Genomic DNA, 23,475 nt, shown 5'->3' with positions numbered 1-23,475 from the left:
ACGAGAGCGACGCGAAAATTCATCCGAGCCGACGAATTATTCGCACACGGACTCCGGAAGCCTGAGCCATTCCACCGCACGCGCGGCGGCGAACCCGATGAACGCGTCCCGCTCCGGCACCCTCGACCGCGCGTCGACGGCGTCGGTGAAAACCCCTACCGCGTAACGACTCCCATCCGGGTACTCGATCACGCCGACCTCGTTGCGCACCGACGGCAAGGTCCCGGTCTTGCCGCTCACGCGGATCCCGTCGTCCGGGAACCCGGATCGCAGCCGGTGCGGCCACACCTGGAGCTCCAGCCAGCGCCGAACGTCCGCGCACGCCGTGGGCGACGCCGCCTCGTCACGCCAGATCATTGCGAGCAGCCGGGTGATCTCCTCGGCGGTCGTGGCGCAGGTGTGCTCCGGCCGCAGCGCACGCAACGCGGTGAGCCGTTCCACCGGAAGGTCCGCCAGCGCCTTTTCGTCGTCCTCGTAGGACATTCCGAGGTCTTCCCCGATGCTGTCGAGAATCTCCCGGCAGTCGCTGGTGACCGTGGTGTGTTCGAAACCCATACGCCGCAGGGACTCACCGACCGCTTCCTTGCCCACTCCGGCCAGGATCAGGTCGGTGGCGACGTTGTCGCTGATCCCGATCATCAGGATCGCGAGATCGTGCCAGGACATGGTCACTTCGTGCCGGAAGGTAGCCAGCCCGTAGGGACTCGGTGTGGGATGGCCGGGGGCGACGGTGATCCGCTCGCCGAGGTCGAGCTCACCTTCGGCGCCTTGCCTGGCCAATTCCAGTGCGATCGGGACCTTGAACACCGACGCCGTGACGACCGGTACGCCCTCGTCGATGCCGATCTGTCGCGTGCCGTCGATCTCGGCCGCGTGCAACCGGACCCGGACACCCACCTCCTTGGCGCGGTCATTGATCGTCTCGACGACTTCGGCAGAGGTGGTCATGATGCTCCCTTGCTGGGACTCGCTGGCGAGAACGTGAACTGGGCGGGGGTCTGCGGGACCCAGAAGGCCATCACGGCGGCGATCAGGGTGGTGCCGATGAGGAAGCCGAACGCGGCGGTGTACGAGAAGGCGTCGGCCAGCCAGCCCATCGCCACCGGCGCGACCGCGCCCGCGACCTGGCCGCCGAAGTTCATCACGCCCATGCCGATCCCGGTGACCGCCGTGGGAAGCACTCGCAGCGGCAGGCCGAAGACGGCCATGGTCGCCATGCCGAACACCGCGAGGGCGAGCGTTTCGTAGACGGTGAACTCCGCGGTGCTGTCCGCCGTCACCATCAGCGTCAGCAGCACCACCGTCACCAGGGCGATGGACCCGAGGTACCAGCGGCCGTGGTCGTGGAAGTAGCGGTCGAACAGCCAGCCGCCGAGGATGGTCGTGCCGATGCTGACCAGCATCGGGATCGCGGCCAGCACACCGGTCTGGCTCAGCGACAGGCCCCGGGACTCCAGCAGGTAGCTGGGGACCCAGGTGATCATCCCGTAGTTGAGCATGTTGGTCACGCAGAACAGCAGGGTGAACTTCCAGACCACCGGGGAGCGCAGCACCTGCTTGCGGGAGACCTCCGGCGTTGTCACCTCGGCCCGGGGAAGACTGCTGAGCGACTCCGGCAGCGCCTTGGGCAGGATCGCCCAGACCACGACGCCGATGAGCGCGCCGACACCGGCCATCCAGAAGAACGTGTGCCGCCAGCCGACCGCCATCAGCAACGGCCCGACGATCAGCGGTGCCAGTCCCGCGCCGATCCCGCCTGCCGAAAGCATCACGCCGGTGACCGTCGCCCGGTTGCCCGGAGTCGTCCGCTCCGCGATCGCCTTGAACGACGCCGCCGGGAACAGCCCCTGGCACACACCGAAAAGTCCACGGACCACCAGCAGCGTCCCGAACGTCCCCGCCATCCCGGTCGCTGCGGTGAACGCCGACCAGAGCAGCAACGTGACCAGCATCGGGCCGCGTGAGCCGTAACGGTCGGCGAGGAATCCGGCCGGGATCTGGCAGACCATGTAGACCAGGGCGAACACGGTCACCAGCCAGCCCTGCTCGGTCTTGCCGAGGTCGAACTCGGCGCCGATCATCGGCAGCGCCATCCCCATGGAGAACCGGTCGATGTAGTCGACCGACCAGGCGAACACCATCACCACCATGGTGACGACCGCCGTCCGGTTGATCCGCCGCGCTGTCCAGGTGTCCTCTTTGACAACTGTCGCCATGACGCCTCCGCCGAAAGCAGTGGGAGATAAGGAGACCGACGCACCGGTGTCGCGCCGATCACTCATTCTGGACAGCGGTCGGGCGGCAGAGTTCGTTCGATCACACGAAGATCCACCGTCCTTTCCGGCCGGGAGGACCAATGACCCCGGCCGGGGTCAGGGGTCCTCGGCGGCGGGCGGCCCGGTCCGCGCGTCGCGCGGCAACAGCCGCAGTTGCAGCATCGCGGCGAACCGCTCCCCCGCGTCGTCGAGGTCGATCTCGCCGACTTCGGCGAGCCGCCGCAGCCGGTACCGGAAGGTGTTCGGGTGGACGTAGGCCGCGGCGGACGCGGCGCCGATGTCCCCGAACGCGTCCAGCCAGCACCGCAGGGTGTGCACCAACTGGGACTGGTGCTGGACGTCGTAGGCGAGCAGCCGCGCGACGGGCCCGGTCGCGACGTCCCCCCTGGCCGCGGCGAGATCGGCCAGTTCCAGCATGAGCGCGTCCACGTGCACGTCCTCTGCCGTCGCGACGCGTTTCGGGCCACCGTTGGTGAGCAGTACGTGCAACGCCCGGTCCGCGCCTTCACGCGAGGCGCGCAGTCCGGAACCGTCGAGCGCGAGCGGTCCGATGCCGATCGCGGCCGCCGCCCGGCGTCCGATGCGCTCCAGGAAGGTCGACGCGACCCGTACCGAGCGCTCCTGGCAGTCGGCGTGACCGCCCGGCATCGGAACGATGCCGTAGGCGACGTCGCCGACGAGGGCGACGGCCGAACGCGGTTGGACAGCGCTGAGGTGCATGGCCAGTGCGTCGGTGACCCGCTGGCGGTCCGCGACGAGACGGAGATCGTCGTCCGGGGCGGGTGCGCCGAGCACTCCCATGGCGAGCACGATCGACGGCTGGCCGAGCAGACCGAGCCGCCCGATGGCCTCCGGAGCCCCGGCGCCGCCTTCGAGCGCCGTGCTCACGAGGTCCGCGCGCAGCCGTCGTTCGACGTCGGCGCCCGCCCGCAGCCGGAGCATGTGCAGCGCGACGAGTTTGGCGGCGTCGACGAACGCCTGTGTCCGCTCCTCGCTGAGCGGTTCGCGGACCGCCGCCCAGATCGACCCGAGCACCTCGTCGCCCGCGCGGACGGCGAGCGCCACGCGCGGAACCGCGATCGCGTTGTCGTCGTAGCGTTTCGGATCGACGTACACCGGCGTCTGGTCGCGGTACAGCTTCTCGAAGACGCCGTCCCGCACCAGGCCGCGGGTGAACCGCTCCGGCACCTGGCGGCCGAGGATGGTCTCGACCCTGGACGGGTCCGCTTCGTCCTGACGGCCGGAGAACGCCAGGACACGGGAGCTGCGGTCCTCGATGGTGACCGGCGCGTCGAGCAGTGCCGCGACGGCGTTGGCCAGCGCGAACAGATCACCGGACGGCATCCCGCCGAGCGTCTGCGGCGAAACGTCGCCGACGTCCCCTTCGGCCAGCAGCGTCCTGAGCATCGCCGCGAGCTGAGCCCAGGACGCGCCGCGCGCGAGGCCGAGGAGCGCGACACCGGACGACTCCGCCGCCCGGCGGAGTTCCGGTGCCGGGGTGACGGGAGAGCGGACGACGAGTGCCGCCGCGCCCCGCACACCCACGTCGTGCAGCAGGCGGACGACCTCGTCCTGCTCCCGCACGCCGACGCCGAGCACGACAGCCTGCGCGGGGAACTCGGACTCGTCGTGCGGGTCGTGGATGACCACCCCGCCGAGTTGTCTGCGGGTGGTCCGGCCGACCGCGACCGGTTCGAGGAGGACGTCCCCGAGGTCTTCCAGGACACGCCCCAAACTCGTGTTCGGCCTGCTGGGCACCGGTGTCAGCACCCACAGAAGCTAAACCCGGCCGCAGGCGGGCCGAATGGTTCGATCCGACCAAATCCAGCCCCGGAATTCGTCGTTCCCTACGAACCGAGCCACGTCTTCGACGTGGTGACCTCGTCCAGCAGGTCGGGAATCGGCGACACCCCGAGGCCCGGCCCGGTCGGCACCGGCAGGTGCCCGTCCCGCAGCACGAACGGCTCGGTGATGTCCGTGCGGTAGAACCGGCCGGACGCCGAGGTGTCGCCGGGCAGCGTGAAACCCGGCAGCGAGGCGAGGGCGACGTTGGCCGCCCGGCCGAGCCCGGTCTCGATCATCCCACCGCACCACACCGCGACCCCGTGCGCCGCGCAGACGTCGTGCACCCGCCGGGCTTCGAGGTAGCCGCCGACGCGGCCCGGCTTGATGTTGACGATCTGGCATGCGCCGAGCTTGATGGCGTCGGCTGCCGCCCGCGCGGACACGATCGACTCGTCGAGGCAGATCGGCGTCCGGACGCGTCGCGCCAGTTCGGCGTGCCCGAGCACGTCGTCCTCCTCGAGCGGCTGCTCGATCAGCAGCAGGTCGAACGGGTCCAGCCTGGCCAGCAGGGGCGCGTCGCCGAGGGTGTACGCGGTGTTCGCGTCGACCTGCAGCAGCACGTCGTCGCCGAAGCGCTCCCGCACCTGGCGCACCGGCTCGACGTCCCAGCCGGGTTCGATCTTCAGCTTGATGCGGACGTAGCCCTCGTCGAGGTAGCCGCCGACGACGTCGAGCAGCTGCGGGATGGAGTCCATGATGCCGACCGAGACCCCGCAGGGCACGGAGTCGCGGGTGGATCCGAGTTCGGCGGCGAAGGACCGGTTGTGGGACCGCAGCTCGGCGTCGAGGACTGCCATCTCCAGCGCGGCTTTCGCCATCCGGTGGCCCTTGAACTTCGCCAGCAGCGGCGTCACCTTGTGCGCGGTGAGGTCACCGGCCCGCAGCAGCGCCGGGATCAGGTGGTTGCGCAGCACGTGCTCGGCGGCGTCGTTGTACTCCGACGAGTACAGCGGCGCGTCCATCGTCACGCATTCGCCCCAGCCCTCGCCCGTCGGCGTCACCGCGCGGACGAGCAGCAGTTCCCGTTCGGTCTGCGTCCCGAACGACGTCCGGAACGGGGCCACGAGCGGCATCCGGACCCGGCGCAGTTCCACACCGCTGAGTTTCAAGATCGCTCCTTCGAGATCACGTACCAGCCGGCACGATCGAAACCGGTGACCCGGGCGTTGTCCGCCATCAGTCCACCGAGGACTTCGCGCAGCGCGGCGCGCCACGCCTTGCCACGAGCGGGGTCGGCGCGGCGCAACCGCTCGATGTCGGGCGGAACGGCGACGAGCACGGTCGGGGTGTCGGCGACACCCACAAGCGGACCGCCACCGGAGTCGACCGAAAGCGCCTTCGCCGCACCCAGTGCTTGCGCGTCGATCAGGACAGGTCGGCCGGAGGCGGCGGCTCGGACGTCCGGGCTCGTCAGGTCCCAGCCGACCATCAGCCGGTCGGTGTCACCCGAACCGTTGATGCTGTCCTGCATCGGACCGTAGAAGTCGGGCAGGTACCCGATCGGGCGCGCGCCGAGTTTCCCCAGGTTGAAGTAGGCGTTGCGGCGCACAAGCGGATCGAACGTCCAGGTGATCACCGAGACGCCCTGGCGCAGCGCCCAGCCGCGCTGGTGCAGTTTGAGCGCGTGGCCGACACCCCGGCCCGTGCCCGCCCTGGCGACCCCGGCGATGTGGCTGTGCAGGCTCGCCTTGCCGGGGTTGCCGAAGAAACCGAAACACGCGCCCAGCAGTTCGCCGTGCTCGAACGCGCCCGCGACGTAGTTCCCGGCCGTGGACATCGCCCGGAGCAGTTCCGTGCTCACCGGGCGGGCACCGGGCACGGACTGCCAGATCGACTCGAACAGGCCCGCCACCGCCGACAGATCGGCGATCTCGGTCAGTTCGCGGACTTCGACGCCCGAAGCCGCGGCCACGGCCCGCGCGGCCGTTACGGCCTCCGCCGAGCTTTCCGCGCTCGTCGTCAGCAGTTCGCTCACCGCGGCTCACCGCGCAGCGGCCTGCCGGGGAACGCGTCGGTGCGGAGGTTGCCGTCGGTGACGACGGCAACGCCCGACACGAACAGATGCCGGACGCCGACCGAGGGCCTTGTCGGGTCGAAGTAGGTGGCCGCGTCGGTGACGGTGGCCGGGTCGATGACGACGATGTCGGCGTCCGCGCCGACGTCCAGCCTGCCCTTGGCCCGCGCGGCGGGAGCGACCTCGTCCAGGACACGCGCAGGCAGGTAGGAACAGCGCCGGAACGCCTCCAGCCAGGTCCAGGCCTGGCTCTCGCGCACCATCAGGCGCAACGTCTTGGCGTACGTCCCGGACGTGCGCGGATGCGTCGCGCCTCCGGGCGGCAGCGGCCATTCGGTGCTCTCGCTGGTGCCGTTCTTCCAGTACACGGGCAGGGCGTCACTGGCGACGATGGCGTCGGGGAACGCGAGCGCTTGGTGCAGCAGCGCCAGGTCACGCGGGCTGCTCTCGTCGAGGAACTCCAGGATGCACGGCGCGCCCGGTTGCTCGGCACGAACCTGGAGCAGACGGCGTTCGTCGGCGATCCGCTCCCCCGTCTCCAGCATGATCACGCTGGACGGCGCGAGCCCTTTCATCTTCAGGCGCTCCGGCGAGAGGAAGGCAGCGCCGATACCCGTGCTGCCCGCACCGTAGGGGTAGGCCTCCACGGTCACCCGCGACCCGGCCGAGCGGCTCGCCTCCAGCGCGGCGAGCACGCGGTCGATCTGACGGCCGGAAGTGCTGTTGACGTGGCAGTGGTGCATGGCCGCGCCGGTCTCGGCCGCGACGATCGCGATCTCCGCCGAGCCGTCGACGGGGGTCGCGGGGTCCACTTCGACCAGTTCCCGGACGTGCGTGTAGGTGGGTGCTCCCGCCTGTTTGGCGAGCCGAGCCAGAGCCACGAACTCGCCGGGATCCGTCAGCGGCGCGTAACCGAGGAGCACCCCGACCCCGAGCGCGCCCGCGGCGAGCTCAGCCTCCACAAGGGACAGCCAGGCCGTCAGTTCGGCCTGCGACGAGGTGCGTTGCCATGCCGGGTTGCCGAGCACCGCGAGACCGCTGTCGATGTTGGCGTCGGGCTCGATCCCGGCGAGCACCTGAGCCCTGGCCGACCCCCACGACGCGGAGAAACCGTAGTGCAGCGGCCTTCCCGCCGCGGCGGCCTCGGCGTAGGCCCGCTCGATCGGCATCAGCCCGGCTTCGAGGTCGAGCGCGGTCGTGACACCGTCCATCGCCTGCAGCCGCTGGCCCGCGATGGTGTGCACGTGACTGTGCAGGTCGATGAAACCGGGACCGACGACCAGGCCGGAGACGTCGATCTCCGTGTCGCCCGGCTGCGCGGGCAGACCAGGCCCGACGGCGGTGACCACCCCGCCGGATACCAGCACGTCGGCCGTACCGTCGAACCCCGTCGCCGGGTCGACGACACGCCCGCCACGCAAGAGTGTCCGCATGCTTCGCCTCCTAGGATCACCTCGTTCACCGGCGACCCTAGGAGGTTTCACGGGCCGCCCGTTCGTAGCGGACGACGAATCCGGGTAACCGGATCCATCCACCTGTACGAACTCGCCACGCCGTCACCGCGGTCGGCGGCACTTGCGACTGCTCTCAGAGTGCACAGTTCTTGTCCAGGACTGTGCAACGGCTGCCGGTGCCCGTCCGCGGTGGCTGAGACTGACCGCGTGACCGCTGACCTGATCATCACCAACGCCACCGTGTACACGATGGACGCCACGCGGCCGTGGGTGTCCGATTTCGCCGTGACCGGCGGGCGGATCGCCGACGACACCGACCGCGGACCGGACACCGAGGTGATCGACCTCGGCGGCGCGTTCGTCATGCCCGGCCTGGTCGACGTGCACAACCACCACGCTCTGGCCGGACGCGCGGAACTGTTCGAACTCACCTTCGGCGTGGACGCCGGCCTCGAGGACATCCTCGACGCCGTCCGCGCGCGGGCCCGTGACCTCGGCCCGGACGAATGGGTGGTCGGCGGGGCGTGGGCCTCCACCTTGGTCGAAACGCTGTCGGCATCGTCGGCCCGACGGGCGCTCGACGCCGCCGCGGGTGGCCGTCCGGTGAGCCTCGCCGACGACAGCAGGCACAACCGGTGGGTCAGCAGCCGGGCGCTGGAACTGGCCGGGATCACCGCCGCGACACCGGATCCGCCCGGTGGCGTGATCGTGCGTGACCACGGTGAGCCCAGCGGGCTGCTGCTGGAAACGGCGGGCGTCGTGGTCGAGCGGATCGCCGGGCGGCTCACCGCGGACCAGCACCGGCGTGCCTCGCAACACGCGATCGAGACCCTGCACGCCCACGGCGTCACCGCGTTCCAGGACGCGGCCGTGTCCACCGACATCCTCGGCGCGCTGAAGTCGTTGGACGACGCGGGTGAACTCGCGGCGTGGGTCGTGTCGTCGCTGCTGATCAACGACCCCTTGTTCGGCTACGACACCATCGGCCTGCCGCTGATTGAGGTGGCCGGGCAGTACCGCACCGAGCACCACCGGCCGGACTTCGTCAAGATCTTCCTCGACGGCGTCCCGCCGACTCGAACGGCCGCGTTCCTGGAGCCGTACCTGCCGGACGACGTCCACGGCGACTGTTTCCACGGCACGACGACCATGACCGCCGAGGAACTGACCGGGTGGCTGCGCACCGCGGCCAACGCGGGCCTGTCGGCGAAGGTGCACTGCACGGGCGACGCGTCCGTGCGGCTGCTGCTCGACGCCGTCGGCACGATCCGGGCGGAAGGCCACACGAACACGCGGTACCAGGTGGCGCACGGCCAGTTCGTGCACCCGGACGACCTGGCGCGGTTCGCCGCGCTCGGTGTCGCCGCCGACATCTCGCCGTTCCTGTGGATGCCCGGTGTGATCCCGGAGGCGATCGCCACCGTGCTGCCCGCCGAGCGCGGCGGGCGGATGCAGCCAAACCGGGCGCTGCTCGACAGCGGCGCGCTGCTCGCGGGCGGCTCGGACTGGCCGGTCAGCGAATCGCCGAACGCGTGGGAAGGAATCGCGGGCCTGGTCACGCGGCGGGATCCGTTCGGCAGGCGGCCCGGCGCCCTCTGGCCGGAGCAGGCGATCACCCTCGCCGAGGCGATCGAGGTGTTCACGCTGGGCGGTGCCAAGGCGTGCGGTCTCGACGACGTCACGGGTGCGCTGGTACCGGGCCGGTCAGCCGATTTCATCGTGCTCGACCGTGACCCGTTCCAGGTCTCCGACGTCGCCGGGACACAGGTCGTGGAAACGTGGTTCGCGGGTCAGCGCGTGTTCGCACGCTAGTGGTTGCGTTCGTCACCGCTAGGCCGCCTTGACCTTGCCCCTGGGTCAGGCTGGAACCTGGCCGCATGACGAACAACATCACTTCCACGGCTCGGCTCGCTCCGTCGGCCGACAGGCTCCTGCAGGACTCCCTCCAGACGTTCATCGATGCCGGGTTCGCCGGGATGCAGGTGCGCGTGCGGGATCAGCGGGGCGAGTGGGTCGGCAGCGCCGGGGTGCGGGCACTGGGCGAGACCGCACCGCCTCCGGCGGACGGGCGGTTCCGGATCGGCAGCAACACCAAGACCTTCGTCGCGACCGTGCTGCTGCAACTGGTCGCCGAGGGCAAAGCCGGGCTTGACCTCCCGGTGGCCGGTTACCTGCCGCAGTTCGGTCTGGACCAGCGGATCACGGTGCGAATGCTGCTGCAGCACACCAGCGGGGTGTTCAACCACACCGGCGAACACTACGGCGGAACCGCCATGCCGGGGTTGCCCTCGACGGGCCAGGAATGGGTGGACAACCGGTTCCACACCTACCAGCCGGAGGAGTTGGTGCGGTTCGCGCTGTCCAAGCCCGCGCTGTTCGCACCGGGGGCGGACTGGAACTACTCCAGCACCAACTACACGATCGCCGCACTGCTGATCGAGCAGATCACCGGCCGCTCGTACGCCGAGGAGACGCAGCGGCGGATCCTGCGGCCGCTGGGGTTGTCGGGCACTGTGGTGCCGGGCGCCCGGCCGGAGATTCCCGGGCCGCACGCCCACGGCTACTACCACTACCAGGACGACGGCCAGTGGAAGACTGTCGACGTCACCCGGCAGAATCCCTCCCTGCTGTTCGGCGGCGGTGACATGATCTCGACCACCCAGGACCTCCGCACCTTCTTCTCCGCGCTGATCGGCGGCAAGCTCCTGCCCGCGCCGCTGCTGACCGAGATGCGCACGCCGCACCCCAAGATGAACTACGGTCTCGGGCTGTTCGTGGAGGACCTGGGCGACGGCGTCACCGTCCTGCGCCACAACGGCAGCACCATCGGCTACGGGGCGTTGATGTACAGCACACCCGACGGCAGCAAGACCCTGACGGCCGCGATGACCGGCGGGGACGCCGGAACCGACCTGGCGAAGGAGTACCCGAGGGCATTGGACAAGCTCCTCAAGGCGGTGTTCTGCGAACAGGCCGCGGACTAGACCGAGCAGGCAGAACGGCCTCGACGACAAGGGCAGGCGGGTTGACCTCGCAGATGACAGGGCGGATGACTGGGCGGATGACAGGGAAGACGACCGGCGGCGTCACGATCGGTCAGGCGGCGGCCTTCGCCGGGGTCACGGTGAAGACCGTGCGGCACTACCACCGACACGGGCTGCTCGACGAACCGCGACGCGACACCTCCGGCTACCGGCGGTACGGATCGGCCGAACTGCTGCGGCTGATCCAGGCCCGGACCCTGGCCGCCGCCGGGGTACCGCTGGCCGAGGTCGGGCCGCTGCTCGACGCCGACGCCGAGCAGTTCGCGGCCACCCTCACCGATGTCGAACAACGCCTCACCGAACGGATCGACGACCTGATCGCCCGGCGCGACACACTACGACGGCTCGCCGACGGCGACCGGCTCCTGCTGACCGAGCGCGCCCTCGCCACCCTGGACCGGCTCACCGACCTCGGCTTCAGTCCCGACTACGTGGCCGGCCAGCGGGAAGCCATGGTGCTGGCCAGGGCGCTGGCACCGGAGTTCCTCGACATCTTCCTGACCCAACTCGACCACCGGCTCGGCGACGCCCAGTTCGTCGACCTGACCCGACGCGGCTGGGACGCGCGGTCCTGGGACCCGGACGACCCCCGGATCGACGAACTGGCGTCCGCGCTGGCCGACAACCTGCTGGCCAACCGCGAACTGCTGGCGGTACCGGCTGGCTTCCAGCCCCCCACGCCCGACGCCACAGCGCTGTACGGGCTGATCAACCACCACCGCGAGGATCACACATCGGCGGCCTGGACACGGCTCAACGCGCTCGTCGAGGCGAGACTGCGCTCCGCGGGCATACCCATCCCGGACCAGTGACGGCGCGTTGTGCCGTGCGAACGCCGCCGTGGCCCAGCTGAAGACCAGTTCGACCCTGGCACCCGTCGACCTGACCGCCGCGCCTGCGGTCAAGCTGACCGGGCCAGGAAGGAACCTTCACCTGGGCCATCAAACGGCAAGACCCACGCCCCCACCGACGGCATGCCGATCCGACAGGGCCAGCGAGTCCGTCGTCGTTGTCAGTGTGTCCTCTCCTTGTTGGCTTGAACCGCGACCAGCACGGTCACGGGGTCGCCGCAGCGCACCGCGCCAGGGCGGCGCACCTCGGCGTACGTCCCGAACTCGGCACCGGCCCGGCTGATGATCGAGCGCAGCACCTCGCGGTCCTTGGGCAGGCCGCGCTGCGGCTGCGTCACCATGACGCACCGTTTGCAGAGGCTTGTCACCTCGACGATGACCCGGCCGATCTGCAGTTCGTCGCCCACGGTGCCTTCGCCGGACCTGGCGGACAGGGTGGTGGCCCGATCGAGATCAGGGGTGGCCGACGTGAGCACGATGTTGGGCCGGAACCGGCGCAGGTCCCAGTCACCGCCGGGGTACCACCGCTGCGCCTGCTGGAGCGAGTCCCTGCTCAGCAGGTGCACCGGTGCCTCGTCGACGAACCCCCACGCCGGCAGGTCGAAGGTGTCCAGTTCGCCGGACCCGTCCGGGTCGCCCTGGTACTCCTCCACCGCGACCGCGCGACCGGCGGGCCGGTCCAGCCGCACCGCCTGGCCCAGCCACCGGCTGATGGCGGCGTCCGCGTCCCGGTCGTCACTGTGGACGGTCGGCCCGCCAGGCAAGGTGATCTCCACCGCCGAGCCGAGCCAGCGCGCCGAGGCGTCGAGCAGTTGGGGCACGCGCTTGGCCGTCAGTACCCGGCCGGTGGCGACCGCGACGACAGCGAACGCGCGATCTCCCACCACCCCGTGGTCGAGCACGAGCTCGGTGACCCGCTCGCCGCCCATCGACTTCACCGGGTAACGCCACAACTCCGCTACTGCAGGCGGGCTCACAGGTCGAGCACCACGTTCGCGGCCGGCCGCGAGATGCACAGCAGGATGCTGCCATCGCCCGGGTCGACATCCGGCCGCACGTCATAGCTGACGGTGCCCTGTTTCAACGCGCTGCTGCACGTGCCGCACATCCCGCCGCGGCACAGCGAGGCCGTGTCGATGTCGTTCTTCTCGGCGAACATCAGCAGCGAGTCGCACCCGTTGTCCCACACCGCTTCCACCCCCGACCGCTCGAACCGCACCCGCAGTTCGGTGATCGACGCCAGCGCGTCGATGCTGTCCGAGGCCTGCACGGTCGGCCGCACCATGGGTATCGACTTCCGCTCGGGGTCCAGCATCGTCAGCCGTTCGGCGGGCAGCGACGCGGGGTCCATCGGCAGGAACCCGTACCGGGCGAACCAGTCCCTGGTCGTCTTGGTGAAGACGACCGCGTCGGCGAATCCCTCCGACTCCAGCACGATCAGCATGCTGGTCAGCAGGAACCGGCCGATGCCGAGGCTCTGCCAGCGCCCGTCGACCGCCACGTTGAAGATCTCGGCGAGGTCGGTGAAGCGGCGGATCCCGGCGCACGCCACCACGACCTCGTCGATCTCCACGACGTAGAAGTCCTCGACGTCGGTGTCGAACAGCTCGAGGTCACGCGCGATCAGGCCACCCGTCGCCACGAACGGCTTGGACAGCTCGTACATCGCAAGGACGTCGCCGCTCTGGGCGCCGCGGAACGTCGCGTCGATGATCTCGTCCCCGCCCTGGCTCATGATGGCGTCGAACCGGGGGCGTTCACTCTCATCAGACACTGTGTCCCCTCAGAGATAAGACGTAAGTTCGCCCGCACGGCGCACGTCGGCGCTGCAGCAGTGGAATCCGCCGCCGAAGGTGCGACCGTGGCGGTACGGCACCGGAATCACGGTGAAGCCCGCCGAGTCCAGCAGCTTCGCAAGCCCGTCCTGCGCCTTCGGCACGATGACCGTCTCCTCGTCCACGGACAGGATGTTCATGCCGATCCAGGTGGAGGCGCGCGGCCACTCGAAGCCGAAACCGTCGTCCTGCGGGTCGTCGAACCACAGGGTCTTCCAGCCGCGCAACGGTTCCGGGATGAGGTCCGGGTTCAGCCTGCCCGCGTTCGCCAGCAGCACACCGGGCTTGAGCACATGAATCGTCGTACCGACGTGGTCGTCGCAGATCGACATCTCGTGCACGCGGTAGTCGGATCCCAGGACCCGGGCCAGCCAGGCAGCCCCGAAGCGGTTACCGGTGTTGCTCACGTTGTAGAACAAGTCGCGGCCGCACCGGATGATGTTGGCCGCGTCGAACAGCGGCTCGAGCTCGCCGAGCACCGGGTTGCCGGCCTCGTCGTACTGGTAGGTCTCTTCGGGCAGCTGGGGTTTGGGCGCCGCCAGCCAGCGGGCCCCGCCGTCGAAGTACTCGCGCAGCAGCTTGCGGAACGGGAAGGTCTCGGCATACCTGGCCCGCACGGCCATGGGCGCCTCGATGATCGTGTCACCGACGACCAGCAGGCAGTCCCGTGGCATCAGGGCATGGTTGGCGGTGCTCTTCCAGTCCAGGACGTTGATCGGCCTGCTGTGGTCGACCTGCTCCGGCCGCCGCACGCGCACCCCTGACTTCTCCAGGGTGTCGGTGAGTGCCTGCAGGTCCTCCTCGGTCTCCTCCACGATCCTGGCCAGGGTGTTGACCGAAATCGCCTCCGACTCGGAGCCCGGCGGCGGGGAGAAGAAGTGCTTCATGGAACTGTCGATCGACGGGAAGTTGAACCCCTCGGCGCTTCCGACGACGATCTCCTGGAGCTTGCCGAAGTCGTTGTACGAACTGACCGCGCTCATTGCGTGTTCCTCTCTTGTGTGCCACGGCTAAGGGCCAGCCCGAAGGGCTGATCGACCGACATCAGCTCGACGTAGTTCACGTTGACGTGCGCCGGCGTGCCGTACGCCCACAGGACGGCGTCCGCGACGTCACCAGGAGTCAACGGGTTGATGCCCTTGTACAGGGCGTCCGCCTTGTCCTGGTCGCCCCCGAACCGCACGAGGGCGAACTCCGAGCGCACCATCCCCGGCGCGACGCAGGTCACCCGGATGCCCGAGCCCTGGATGTCCGCACGCAGGTTCGCCGACAGGTGGTGGACGAAGGCCTTCGTCGCCGCGTAGACATTGCCTCCGTAGAACGCGTACTCGGCGGCCAGCGACCCGATGTTGATCACGTGGCCGGCCTCGGCCTTGCGCATCCTGGGCAGCACGGCGTGCGTACAGGTGAGCAGGCCCGCGACGTTCGTGTCGAGCATCGTTCGCCAAGCGTCGGGATCCCCCTCGTCGAGGGGCCCGAGGCCAAGGGACAACCCGGCGTTGTTGACCAGTACGCCGATCTCGTCCAAGGCGTCGAAGGCGCTCTCGACGGCCGACCGGTCCCGCACGTCCACGGCCAGTGTGCGCACCCGGTCGGTGCCGAAGTCGTTCGCCAGGCCGGCGAAACGCTCGGCCCGGCGAGCGAGCAGCGCCACCCGGTGGCCGTTGTCCAGGAACCGCTTGGCGACGGCCTGGCCGATGCCGGAGGACGCTCCCGTGACCACGACCCAGCCGTCCGTCATCGCGCGTCCTCCTTCTGGTCGAGGCCGTCGGTGTGCGGCCGGAACGGGCATTTCCAGTCCGGCGAGGTCGCGCGGCCGGAGTACTGCATGGCTTCCGAGCGCTCGCCGAAGTCCGAGAGATTGGGGTTGATCGATCCCTGCAGCGCCATCTCCCGTGCCCGCACCTCGGTGCGGATACGGCCGTAGATCCCGCGCTCGCGCAGCCGCTCGAACTGCACGTGCGAGTTGAACACGAGCGTGGGGTGGCTGAACTGGCGGGTGATCCGCGACGAGTTCGCGTGCAACCCGACCACGAAGAAGGCCTGTTCGGCGATGCTGAACGCGAAGCGGTCGGACGTCGGGTCGGAATCGGCGAAGTCCGCCCAGGCGAAGCGGCGGACGTCCCGGTCGTGCAGACCCTGCAGCTGCTGCCACACGAGCGTCTCGAACTCGGTCTCGTCGAGGCCGAACGGGCCTTCGAAGGTGGCGACGAACGTCGCGAGCAGTTCGTGGATGTCGTCACGGCGCACTGCGAAATCCGTGACCGCCGCCGACAGTTCGTCTGTCGTCGCGGGCTCGCCCATCGGTCCGAAGTGGCGGTGCACAACGCTCCCGCGCATCCATGCCGTCTTCGCGGCCACGCAGGAGAACGTGTCGCCCTGGAGCTTCGCTCCCAGTGCCGCGACCATCTCCTCGGGCTTGCTTCCCCCGGTTGTCATGGTGTTATCACTTCCTGGTCCGTCTGATGCGGTCGCGCGCAATGGTCTGGTCGACGTGGTCCCAGTGCTCGCGCTGGTGGGGATTTCCGGATTTCGGGTCATGGGCATGGCCGGACGCCCGGCTCCTCCGGCCGGGGTCGCCCGTGGTCATCCGCCCCGATAAACCAGATCGGCGACCGGGACCTTGGCGAGCGCGGCCCGGTCGACCTTTCCCGGCCGGTTGAGGGGCAGCTCGTCCAGCCAGATGTAGAACCGCGGGACCATGTGGCTGGGCAGCCTTTCCCGCAGCAGGCGCACCAGTTCCTCGTCAGCCGACCGCGTCCCGGTCAGGAAGGCGACGACGGCGGTCCCGCCCGGAGCGTCCTCGCGCACCAGCATCACGGCGTCGACGACACCGGGGCACTGGAGCAGGGCGTGCTCCACCTCGCCGGTCTCCACCCGGAAACCGTTGATCTTCACCTGGTCGTCGAACCGGCCGTGGAAGACCAGGTCCCCGTCCGGCTGCAGGACGACCCGGTCCCCGGTCGCGTACATCCGCTCGCCCGGGGTGGCGGAGTACGGATCGGGCAGGAACGCCGAGGCCGTCCGAGCAGGCAGGCCGAGGTACCCCCTGGCGAGTGCGGCACCGGCCAGGTACAACTGCCCGACCTCGCCGACCGGCACCTGGCGCAGCTCCTCGTCGAGGACGTAGGTGCGCACGTTGCGGATCGCCTTGCCGATCGGCGCCCGTTGCGGGGTCGAGGGGAGGCACCGGTACCACGTGGTGGCGACCGACGCTTCGGTGGGGCCGTAGCAGTTCCACACGACCATGTCGCCCGCGGCTTCCGCGAGGCCTCGGCCGTCCAGCTGCGAACTGCCTGCCGCGACGAGCCGGACCCCGGCGTTGGCCAGGCGCGGCAGCAGCGACCGGCCGTACGGCCCGACCATGGCTGCCGGGATGTCCAGCACCGTGGCGCCGAGCGTGCGGGCCTCGTGCACGATCCGGGTCGCGGGCAGTTCGCCCGGCTCGGGGATCCCGACGGCACCCCCGCAGCACAGGGCCATCAGGCAGTCCTGCATCGTGATGTCCACAGTGGCCTGACACGTCCACAGGACGACGTCGTCGGTGCGGATCAGGTCGAGGTCGTCCCGGCTGGCCAGGATGAGGTTGACGATCCCCTGGTGCGGAACGCCGACCACCTTCGGACGGCCGGTCGAACCCGACGTCGTGATCGCGTAGGCCAGGTCCTGCGGGTCCGGCACCGGCAGACCATCGCTCGTCTCGGGCTCGCCATGGAGGCTGGGGTCGTCGAACAGCTGCACGCCCGGCAGCCACGCGTCATGGGAGAGAGCCAGCGTCAGCTCGCACCCCACGTCGTGCAGCACCTCCCCGTTGCGGGCGGGCGGGTCGTCGGGGGCCAACGGCAGACATGCCGCGCCGGACCGCATCACGGCGACGAGACCGATCAAAGCGGCCGCACTGCGGGGAATCGGCATCCCGACGATCTTGCCCGGACCGGCGCCGAGCTTGGTGAGCCGATGTGCCAGCCGGGCCGTCTCGCGGCCGAACTCGGCGTAGGTCCACGAGCGCTCGGCGGTCCGCACGGCCGTGGCGTCCGGGCGGATGCGGACCTGGTGGTCGAACATCTCACAGACCGTCCGGGCCGCGGACGCGTGCGCTCCGTTCTGGCGGGAATCGTCCATGGCCAGTCAGCTCCTCGTCGCGTTTTCCGCCGTGGCCCGGCGCAGGCTCAGCGGCCGCATGTCGGTCCAGACCTCGTCGATGTGGCCGAGGCAGTCCTCTTTGGACCCGACATGGCCCGAGGCACGCCAGCCGGCCGGAAGATCGCGGTCGGACGGCCAGATTGAGTACTGCTCCTCGTGGTTGACCACGACGCGGAACTCGCGCTGCCTGTCGTCGAACATTCGGTGTCCTGCCCTCTCCCTGCTCGTCGTGTCGTCAGTGCTCATCGAGCGCCCATGCGACGGCCTCGGGAAGCATCGCCTCCCAGGCGGCATAGGTGTGGCCGCCGTCGCCGTACTCGTCGCGTACGACGTGACCCTGTCCGCTCAGGTCCGCGGCGACCTTCTTCGTCGCCTCAAGCAGACTGAGCCCGTCGTCGAGCTCGATGTCCGCCTCTTCCCGGCCCGCGCCCAGGAAGAGCCGGGCAGGACGGGCCGCACCACCGTTCGGGTGAGGAGTCAGCTCGTGGTCGGTGAGAGGGCCCGAGATGCCGACCGCGCCGTCGAAACAGTCCGCGCGGCGCAGTGCGGCGCGGATGGCGGCGACGGCTCCCAGGCTCGCGCCGAGCGCGGTGACCTGCTCCACACGCCATCGCTCGCCCAGCCAGTCGCGCAGGTACGGCACCAGATCGTCGGCGAGTACGTCGGTGTACGCGTCGTCGAGCAGTTCCGCCCGGCGGGCCGACCAGTCCGCGGGACTCAGGAAAATCGCCGCGGTCGGCGGGATGCGCCCGGCGAGGGCAAGCCTGTCCAGTATTGCCGGGAACCGCATGACGTCAACGAACTCCGAGCCGTCGAGCACAACCAGCGCTCGGGTGACAGGGGTGTCCTGATCCGCCGCGGTGACGAACAGATCCACCCGCCGGTCCCCGCCGAGGGTCCTGTTGTGCCAGCTCCGCCGTTCCATGCGGTGCTCACGGGACTCGGCGCCGAGGTCGGGCTGGCTCTCGCTCAACAACGCCTGCGCGTACGACGCAGGCGTCCGGCAGTCCATCATCAGCCGGAGGGGGACCTCACGTCCGAGCAGCTGCCGGATCGCCGCGGTCGCGCGGGGCACCAGCAGGGAATGGCCGCCGTGCTCGAAGAAGTCTCCCCCAGCGGGCACGGGGCGGCCGAGCACGGTCGACCAGGCCTCCGCGACGCGAGCCTCGATGCCGGTCTCCGGGGGCGGTGCGTCAGCGGGCTCGGACGGTCCCAGCGCAATCGCCGCGAGCGCGGCCCGGTCCACCTTGTTGTTGGTGGTCAACGGGATCCGCGGCACCTCGACGATGTGGTCGGGAACCATGTACGGCGGCAGGGACCGGCCGAGCTCCCGGCGCAGCCCGGCCCGGTCGACCGGGCCGGACGCCACGACGTACGCCGCGAGGCACGGCCCTGTCGCCAGTTCGGCCCGAAGCACGATCGCCGAGGTGATGCCGGGGCTGCGCAGCAGCGCGTGCTCGATCTCGCTCGTCTCGATCCGGAAGCCGCGGATCTTCACCTGGCGGTCGGTGCGGCCGAGGATGTCGACCGCGCCGTCGGCCAGATACCGGCCCGCGTCTCCGGTGCGGTACATGCGCGATCCCGGTGGCCCGTAGGGATCGGGAACGAACATGTCCGCGGTCAGCCCAGGACGCCCGTGGTAGCCGCGCGCCAGGCCGTCGCCCGCCAGGTGGATCTCGCCCCGCATCCCGACCGGGCAGTGGTCCAGGTTCGGGTCGAGGACGTAGACCCGCGTGTACGGGATGGGATGCCCGATGGGCACCCGGCCGGTGGTGGGGCGGCCTTCGAACACCGTGGAGAACACCGTGCTCTCCGTGGGCCCGTACGAAGCCGTCACCCGGCAGCCGGGAAGCAGGTCGATGGCCGTGGCGAAGCTCTTCGGGTTGACGACGTCACCGCCGACGACGAGCTGGCGCAACCCGGCCAGCGACCCGATGCCCCGCTCGACGAGGAGGTCGAGCTGCGGGGACACCAGTTTCAGTGTCGTCACCCCGTAGTCGTGTACGACGGTGTCCAGATTCTCCTGCAGCGTCCCGGTGTCCGTCACCGCCACGCGACCGCCGTGCGCCAGCGGGGCCCACTCGAGCACGGCCACGTCGAAGGTCAACGGCCCTGCCTGGAGGAGCGTCGCGCCGGGGCCGACATCGAGGTAACTCGGAGCGCCCGCGACAAGCCGGCTGAGCGCGCGGTGGGAGATCGCGACCGACTTGGGCGTTCCGGTGGAACCCGACGTGGAGATCAGGTATGCCAGGTTGTCGGGCCCCGCCGCCAGCGGGAGGTCTCCGGTCTCGGTGCCCGTCAGGTCGGGCACGTCGGGACCGACCTCGAGCACCGGACCGGTGTGCTCCGGGATCGCGGTGCGCAACGACGGACTGACCACCGTCAGGACCACGTCGGCGTCGCCGAGCAGGAACCGCAGCCGGTCGGCGGGAAAGCCGGGGTCCAGCGGGAGGTAGGCCGCCCCGCACTTGGCGATGGCGAGCAGGACCACGTACCGCTCGACACTGTGCTCGAGGCACACCCCGACGATCCGCTCCGGTCCCACACCGCGGGTGATCAGGTGCCGGGCCAACTGGTTGGCCCGCTCGTTCAGTTGCCCGTACGTGAGCTCGCCGCGGGCGCCGACCACCGCCGGAGCCTGCGGCCGGGAAGCCGCCTGGGCCTGGAAGAGCTCCACGATGGTGGCTTGCGGGGCGGGACTCGGGTCGTTGCGGGCGTGCAGGACGTCCAGTTCCGACGCCGAGACGAGGGTGAAGTCGCGCAGTGGTCGCTCGGGGTCGGCCACCGCCTGCTCGACCAGCCGGACGTACCGCGCTGTGATCGCCTCGACCGGCGCCCGGTCGAACAGGTCGAGCCGGTAGAGGAAGGTGACCTCGATGCCACCGTCGACCGGCAGCGTGGTGAGGGAGAGATCGAACCGGGCAGTGGTCGGCACGTCGGGACGCCACAGCACCGGCGCGCCAGGTGACTCGGTCAGGCTGACCCGGTCGCCCGCGTGGTTGAGCACCACGTCGAACACCGGGTTGCGCTGCGTCTGCGACCCACCTCGGACCGCGCCCACGATCTGTTCGAAGGGCGCGTCCTGGTGGGCGTCCGCGGCCATCCACGCGTCGCGGGTGCGCACGATGAGATCGCGGAAGGTCAGGCCCGGCTCGGACAGCTGGATCCGGACCGGGACGGTGTTGATGAAGAACCCGACGAGGTCCTGCAGGTCGGGGTGCGGGCGGTCGGAGACGATGGCGCCGATGACGATGTCGTCCGAGCCGGTGTAGGCGCTCAGCGTCGCCGCCAGTGCGGCCATCACCACGATGAACGGGGTGGCGCGGGCCCGCCAGGCCAGGCCCGTCAGCGCGGACGTGGTCTCCTCGGACAGGTGGGCGACGACGGTACCGCCCGCCCCGTCGGCCGTGGCCGGCCGCGGCCGGTCCAGTGGCAGGTCCGGCCGGTCGTGGCCCGACAAGGCGCCACGCCACCACTCGAGGAGCGACGCGAGCCGCTCGTCGGTCAGGAACTGCCGCTGCCAGACGGCGTAGTCGCCGTACTGGACCGGCAGCTGGGGAAGCTGCGCGGGCCGCTCCTCCAGCGCGGCCGCGTACAACTCGGTCAGGTCACGCGACAGCACGTCCATGGACCAGCGGTCCGTGAGGATGTGGTGCATGACCATGCACAGCCCCGGGCCCTCGTCGAGTTCCGCGGCGATCAGCCGGAACAGCGGCGGCTGCGCGAGGTCGAACGGCCGGGTGGCGGCGGCGTCGAGCGCCGCGCGCCATTCCCGGCCTGCCCAGGTGACGGGGATGCTGACCTCGTCGAGGACTTCCAGGACAACCGTCCCGTCCGGTTGCGGGGCGAACCTGCTCCGCAGGATCTCGTGCCTGCGGACCAGCCCGGCGATGGCCTCGCCGAGTGCCGCGGGCTCGAGGCCCTTGGGAAACTGCCAGCCCTCCAGGATGTGGTACTGGCTGATCGCGGAATCCAACTGGTGAGCCCACCAGAGCCGCTCCTGTCCCGCGGCGAGCGGATAACGGCCCGCCGTGGGCTCACGGATCAGCGGGAACGGATTTGCCGGTCGCTGCTCTCGTCGAGGCATGACGAGGCTGACTCCTCTCGAGGGTGCGATGAGTACGCCGCGAAACGGGTGCGGACGCCGACGATGGAGGTGGCGGTCAGGCCCGCGCGACCGTCTCGTCCACGCGGACGCCCTCCTGGGCGGACTCAAGAGCGGCGACGATGCCGTTCACGGAACTGAAGGTTTCGTGGCTGAGCCGGTCGGCGGGCAACTCGATGCCGCACGTGTCCTCGATCTCCAGCATCAGACCCATGCAGGTGAGCGAGGTCATGCCCAGGTTCCACAGGTCGTCGGACGGGCTCAGCTTGCGGTCGCCCAGGTTGAGCTGCTTCTCGGTGAGTCTCGTGACGACGTCCAGGAGGGACTCCTGCTGGTTGCTCATCGTGCGTCTCCAATGCCGCTGCCCACCGGGGTCAAGGTGGATGCGCTGCCACGCAGGCGGTTGAGGTACCGGGCGATCCGGCGCCCGCCGACGAGGCTGCCCTCGGCGGACCAGAGCACGTCGGGGCCGAACGCGTACTCGGTGCCGAGCTGGTCGAACGCTTCCCTTGCCCTGGCCCGGTAGTAGGCCGCCAGGTGCGTGGTCGTCATCTGCGGCGCGGCTTCCGCACCGGTCTCGAACCACGCGGCGAGGCTGTGGATCACGTACTCCTCGATGGACTCCTCGACCGTCCTGATCTCGATCGGACGGCGCACCGGGTTGAACATCGAGTCGATGACTCCCGGCTGGCCCTGCAGCTCGTTCGCGACGTGCTGGGCCAGCAGTGGCGCGCAGTGGAAGCCGTCGCGGTACGTGCCGGTCATCAGGTAGAGGCCGGGCAGGGGCAGCCAACCGATCATCGGGAAGCCGTCGAAGGTCACCGGTCGGTTGCCGCTGAGCCACCCCACGACCTCGTGCTGCGCGATCTGCTCGTCCAGCTGCTGCATCGCGTACTGGGCGAGGTAACGCGCGTCGCCGACCCATGTGACGCTGGAAACCTCGTCGACCAGGCGGTTGGTCGCGCCGAGGTACTCGCATCCCGGACCGGCGGGCACGACGTGCAGACCACAGGCGAAGCCACGGTTCGGGGTCCGCACCACGCTTTGGAACGGCTCACCGCTCGTGCGCTGCGCGAGCATCGCGAAGCCGAGGCCCGCGATCATGGGGACGAGCTCGAGGTCCTCTGCCACGGTGCGCACCAGGGCCTCGCTGCGCGCGCCGGTCGCGACGACCACGGCCCCCGCCTCGATGATGTGGCCGTCGTCGAGCTCGACGCCGGTCACCGCCTCGCCGTCCTTGATCAGCTTGCGCACGGTCTGGTTGATCCGGGTGGCGCCCATCTCGTCCAGGCGCACCTCGAGGGCGGCCAGCACGCCACGGGCGTCCACGGCTCCCTCGCCCGGCACGTGGATGGCGCGCAGCGCCCTGGTGTCGGTCCTCGGCTTGAAGCCGGGGATGTCCTTCGGGTCGATCTCCGACCACGGCTTGTCGTACTCGTCGAGCGCCTTGATCATGTGCTCGAAGTTGATCGTGTCCAGTTCCGCGCCGATGGCGTTGAGGACGACGTGCGACTCGGTGGCCGTCTGCAGCGGGAACCCGCTGGAGGAGTACGGCTCGAGGCGGTTGATCACGTCCGGCCAGCGCTCGTGCGCGCGGAGGCCGATCTCGAACCTCGTCCGCGAGGCGGGGGTCCGCAGGGAGTCCGCAGTCACCTCACCGAACGTGCCGAGCATGGCGCCCGCGGCCTTGCTGGCACCGGCGTCCCGGTCGTTCGGGCCGACCACGACGACAGAGCCGGCCTGGCGCTCCATCAGCTCCTCGGCGAGGAACAGACCGAGTGCGCCGTTGCCGACGATGACGACGTCAGCCTGCGTCGGCTTTTCGGTGTTTGCAGAGATTGGCCGTTGCATCGATCCTCCGTTGTTCCGTTGAGATTCAGCTGGTGGTTGCGACCACTAGCACCAGGA

General features: G+C 70.0%; 19 protein-coding genes. 3 read left to right on the top strand and 16 right to left on the bottom strand.

Annotated features, from left to right (window positions below; translation table 11 throughout):
• Positions 1–36: 36 nt before the first annotated feature.
• From ALI144C_RS37235 to ALI144C_RS37210, 6 genes are all read right to left on the bottom strand, one after another.
• Positions 37–948 (bottom strand): serine hydrolase, encoded by a 912-nt coding sequence (locus ALI144C_RS37235; RefSeq protein ID WP_076991905.1) that lies wholly within the window; start codon positions 946–948, stop codon positions 37–39.
• Complete coding sequence (locus tag ALI144C_RS37230; RefSeq protein ID WP_076991904.1) at positions 945–2,216, bottom strand: MFS transporter; 1,272 nt, start codon at positions 2,214–2,216, stop codon at positions 945–947. The genes ALI144C_RS37235 and ALI144C_RS37230 overlap by 4 nt, the downstream gene beginning before the upstream one ends.
• 156 nt (positions 2,217–2,372) lie before the next feature.
• Entirely contained in the window at positions 2,373–4,046 is a 1,674-nt protein-coding gene (locus ALI144C_RS37225; protein WP_076991903.1) for a PucR family transcriptional regulator, read from the bottom strand.
• A gap of 77 nt (positions 4,047–4,123) precedes the next feature.
• A complete protein-coding gene (menC, locus tag ALI144C_RS37220; RefSeq protein ID WP_076991902.1) occupies positions 4,124–5,230 on the bottom strand; it encodes an o-succinylbenzoate synthase in 1,107 nt (368 codons plus the stop codon).
• Positions 5,227–6,096, bottom strand: coding sequence for a GNAT family N-acetyltransferase (locus ALI144C_RS37215; protein ID WP_076991901.1), 870 nt, complete (start codon positions 6,094–6,096; stop codon positions 5,227–5,229). The genes menC and ALI144C_RS37215 overlap by 4 nt, the downstream gene beginning before the upstream one ends.
• Positions 6,093–7,568, bottom strand: a complete 1,476-nt coding sequence (locus ALI144C_RS37210; RefSeq protein WP_076991900.1) for an amidohydrolase family protein — start codon at positions 7,566–7,568, stop codon at positions 6,093–6,095. The genes ALI144C_RS37215 and ALI144C_RS37210 overlap by 4 nt, the downstream gene beginning before the upstream one ends.
• Positions 7,569–7,796: 228 nt before the next feature.
• On the opposite strand from ALI144C_RS37210, the gene ALI144C_RS37205 reads away from it, so the two are divergent.
• From ALI144C_RS37205 to ALI144C_RS37195, 3 genes are all read left to right on the top strand, one after another.
• Positions 7,797–9,401, top strand: coding sequence for an amidohydrolase (locus ALI144C_RS37205; protein WP_076992061.1), 1,605 nt, complete (start codon positions 7,797–7,799; stop codon positions 9,399–9,401).
• A gap of 65 nt (positions 9,402–9,466) precedes the next feature.
• On the top strand, positions 9,467–10,573 hold the full coding sequence (locus ALI144C_RS37200; protein ID WP_076991899.1) for a serine hydrolase domain-containing protein: 1,107 nt from the start codon (positions 9,467–9,469) through the stop codon (positions 10,571–10,573).
• A 77-nt stretch (positions 10,574–10,650) separates the two neighbouring features.
• On the top strand, positions 10,651–11,445 hold the full coding sequence (locus ALI144C_RS37195; protein ID WP_076991898.1) for a MerR family transcriptional regulator: 795 nt from the start codon (positions 10,651–10,653) through the stop codon (positions 11,443–11,445).
• 200 nt (positions 11,446–11,645) lie between these two features.
• Here the strand turns inward: ALI144C_RS37195 and ALI144C_RS37190 are convergent, their stop codons facing one another.
• The 10 genes from ALI144C_RS37190 to ALI144C_RS37145 form a co-directional block, all read right to left on the bottom strand.
• Positions 11,646–12,461 carry an MOSC domain-containing protein gene (locus tag ALI144C_RS37190; RefSeq protein WP_143231091.1) on the bottom strand — a complete coding sequence of 272 codons (816 nt, stop codon included), beginning with the start codon at positions 12,459–12,461 and terminating at the stop codon, positions 11,646–11,648.
• Positions 12,458–13,258: a GNAT family N-acetyltransferase gene (locus ALI144C_RS37185; RefSeq protein WP_143231090.1), complete on the bottom strand. Its 801-nt coding sequence runs from the start codon at positions 13,256–13,258 to the stop codon at positions 12,458–12,460. Before ALI144C_RS37185 ends, ALI144C_RS37190 begins: the two co-directional genes overlap by 4 nt.
• A gap of 9 nt (positions 13,259–13,267) precedes the next feature.
• On the bottom strand, positions 13,268–14,302 hold the full coding sequence (locus ALI144C_RS37180) for a hypothetical protein (protein WP_076991895.1): 1,035 nt from the start codon (positions 14,300–14,302) through the stop codon (positions 13,268–13,270).
• Positions 14,299–15,060 carry an SDR family NAD(P)-dependent oxidoreductase gene (locus ALI144C_RS37175; RefSeq protein ID WP_076991894.1) on the bottom strand — a complete coding sequence of 254 codons (762 nt, stop codon included), beginning with the start codon at positions 15,058–15,060 and terminating at the stop codon, positions 14,299–14,301. Before ALI144C_RS37175 ends, ALI144C_RS37180 begins: the two co-directional genes overlap by 4 nt.
• On the bottom strand, positions 15,057–15,758 hold the full coding sequence (gene gntA / locus ALI144C_RS37170; RefSeq protein ID WP_076991893.1) for a guanitoxin biosynthesis heme-dependent pre-guanitoxin N-hydroxylase GntA: 702 nt from the start codon (positions 15,756–15,758) through the stop codon (positions 15,057–15,059). The genes ALI144C_RS37175 and gntA overlap by 4 nt, the downstream gene beginning before the upstream one ends.
• Before the next feature lie 147 nt (positions 15,759–15,905).
• Positions 15,906–17,441: an amino acid adenylation domain-containing protein gene (locus ALI144C_RS37165; RefSeq protein ID WP_076991892.1), complete on the bottom strand. Its 1,536-nt coding sequence runs from the start codon at positions 17,439–17,441 to the stop codon at positions 15,906–15,908.
• A 6-nt stretch (positions 17,442–17,447) separates the two neighbouring features.
• Complete coding sequence (locus ALI144C_RS37160) at positions 17,448–17,663, bottom strand: MbtH family protein (protein WP_076991891.1); 216 nt, start codon at positions 17,661–17,663, stop codon at positions 17,448–17,450.
• A gap of 34 nt (positions 17,664–17,697) precedes the next feature.
• On the bottom strand, positions 17,698–21,549 hold the full coding sequence (locus ALI144C_RS37155) for a non-ribosomal peptide synthetase (protein ID WP_076991890.1): 3,852 nt from the start codon (positions 21,547–21,549) through the stop codon (positions 17,698–17,700).
• 76 nt (positions 21,550–21,625) lie between these two features.
• Entirely contained in the window at positions 21,626–21,910 is a 285-nt protein-coding gene (locus ALI144C_RS37150; RefSeq protein ID WP_083753723.1) for a phosphopantetheine-binding protein, read from the bottom strand.
• A complete protein-coding gene (locus ALI144C_RS37145; RefSeq protein WP_076991889.1) occupies positions 21,907–23,418 on the bottom strand; it encodes an NAD(P)/FAD-dependent oxidoreductase in 1,512 nt (503 codons plus the stop codon). Before ALI144C_RS37145 ends, ALI144C_RS37150 begins: the two co-directional genes overlap by 4 nt.
• Positions 23,419–23,475: the final 57 nt, after the last annotated feature.

It is taken from the genome of Actinosynnema sp. ALI-1.44 (assembly GCF_001984155.1).
Taxonomy (GTDB): domain Bacteria; phylum Actinomycetota; class Actinomycetes; order Mycobacteriales; family Pseudonocardiaceae; genus Kibdelosporangium.
The sequence above is the reverse complement of the archived record's forward strand: the minus strand, read 5'-3'. Positions and strand labels throughout refer to the sequence as shown.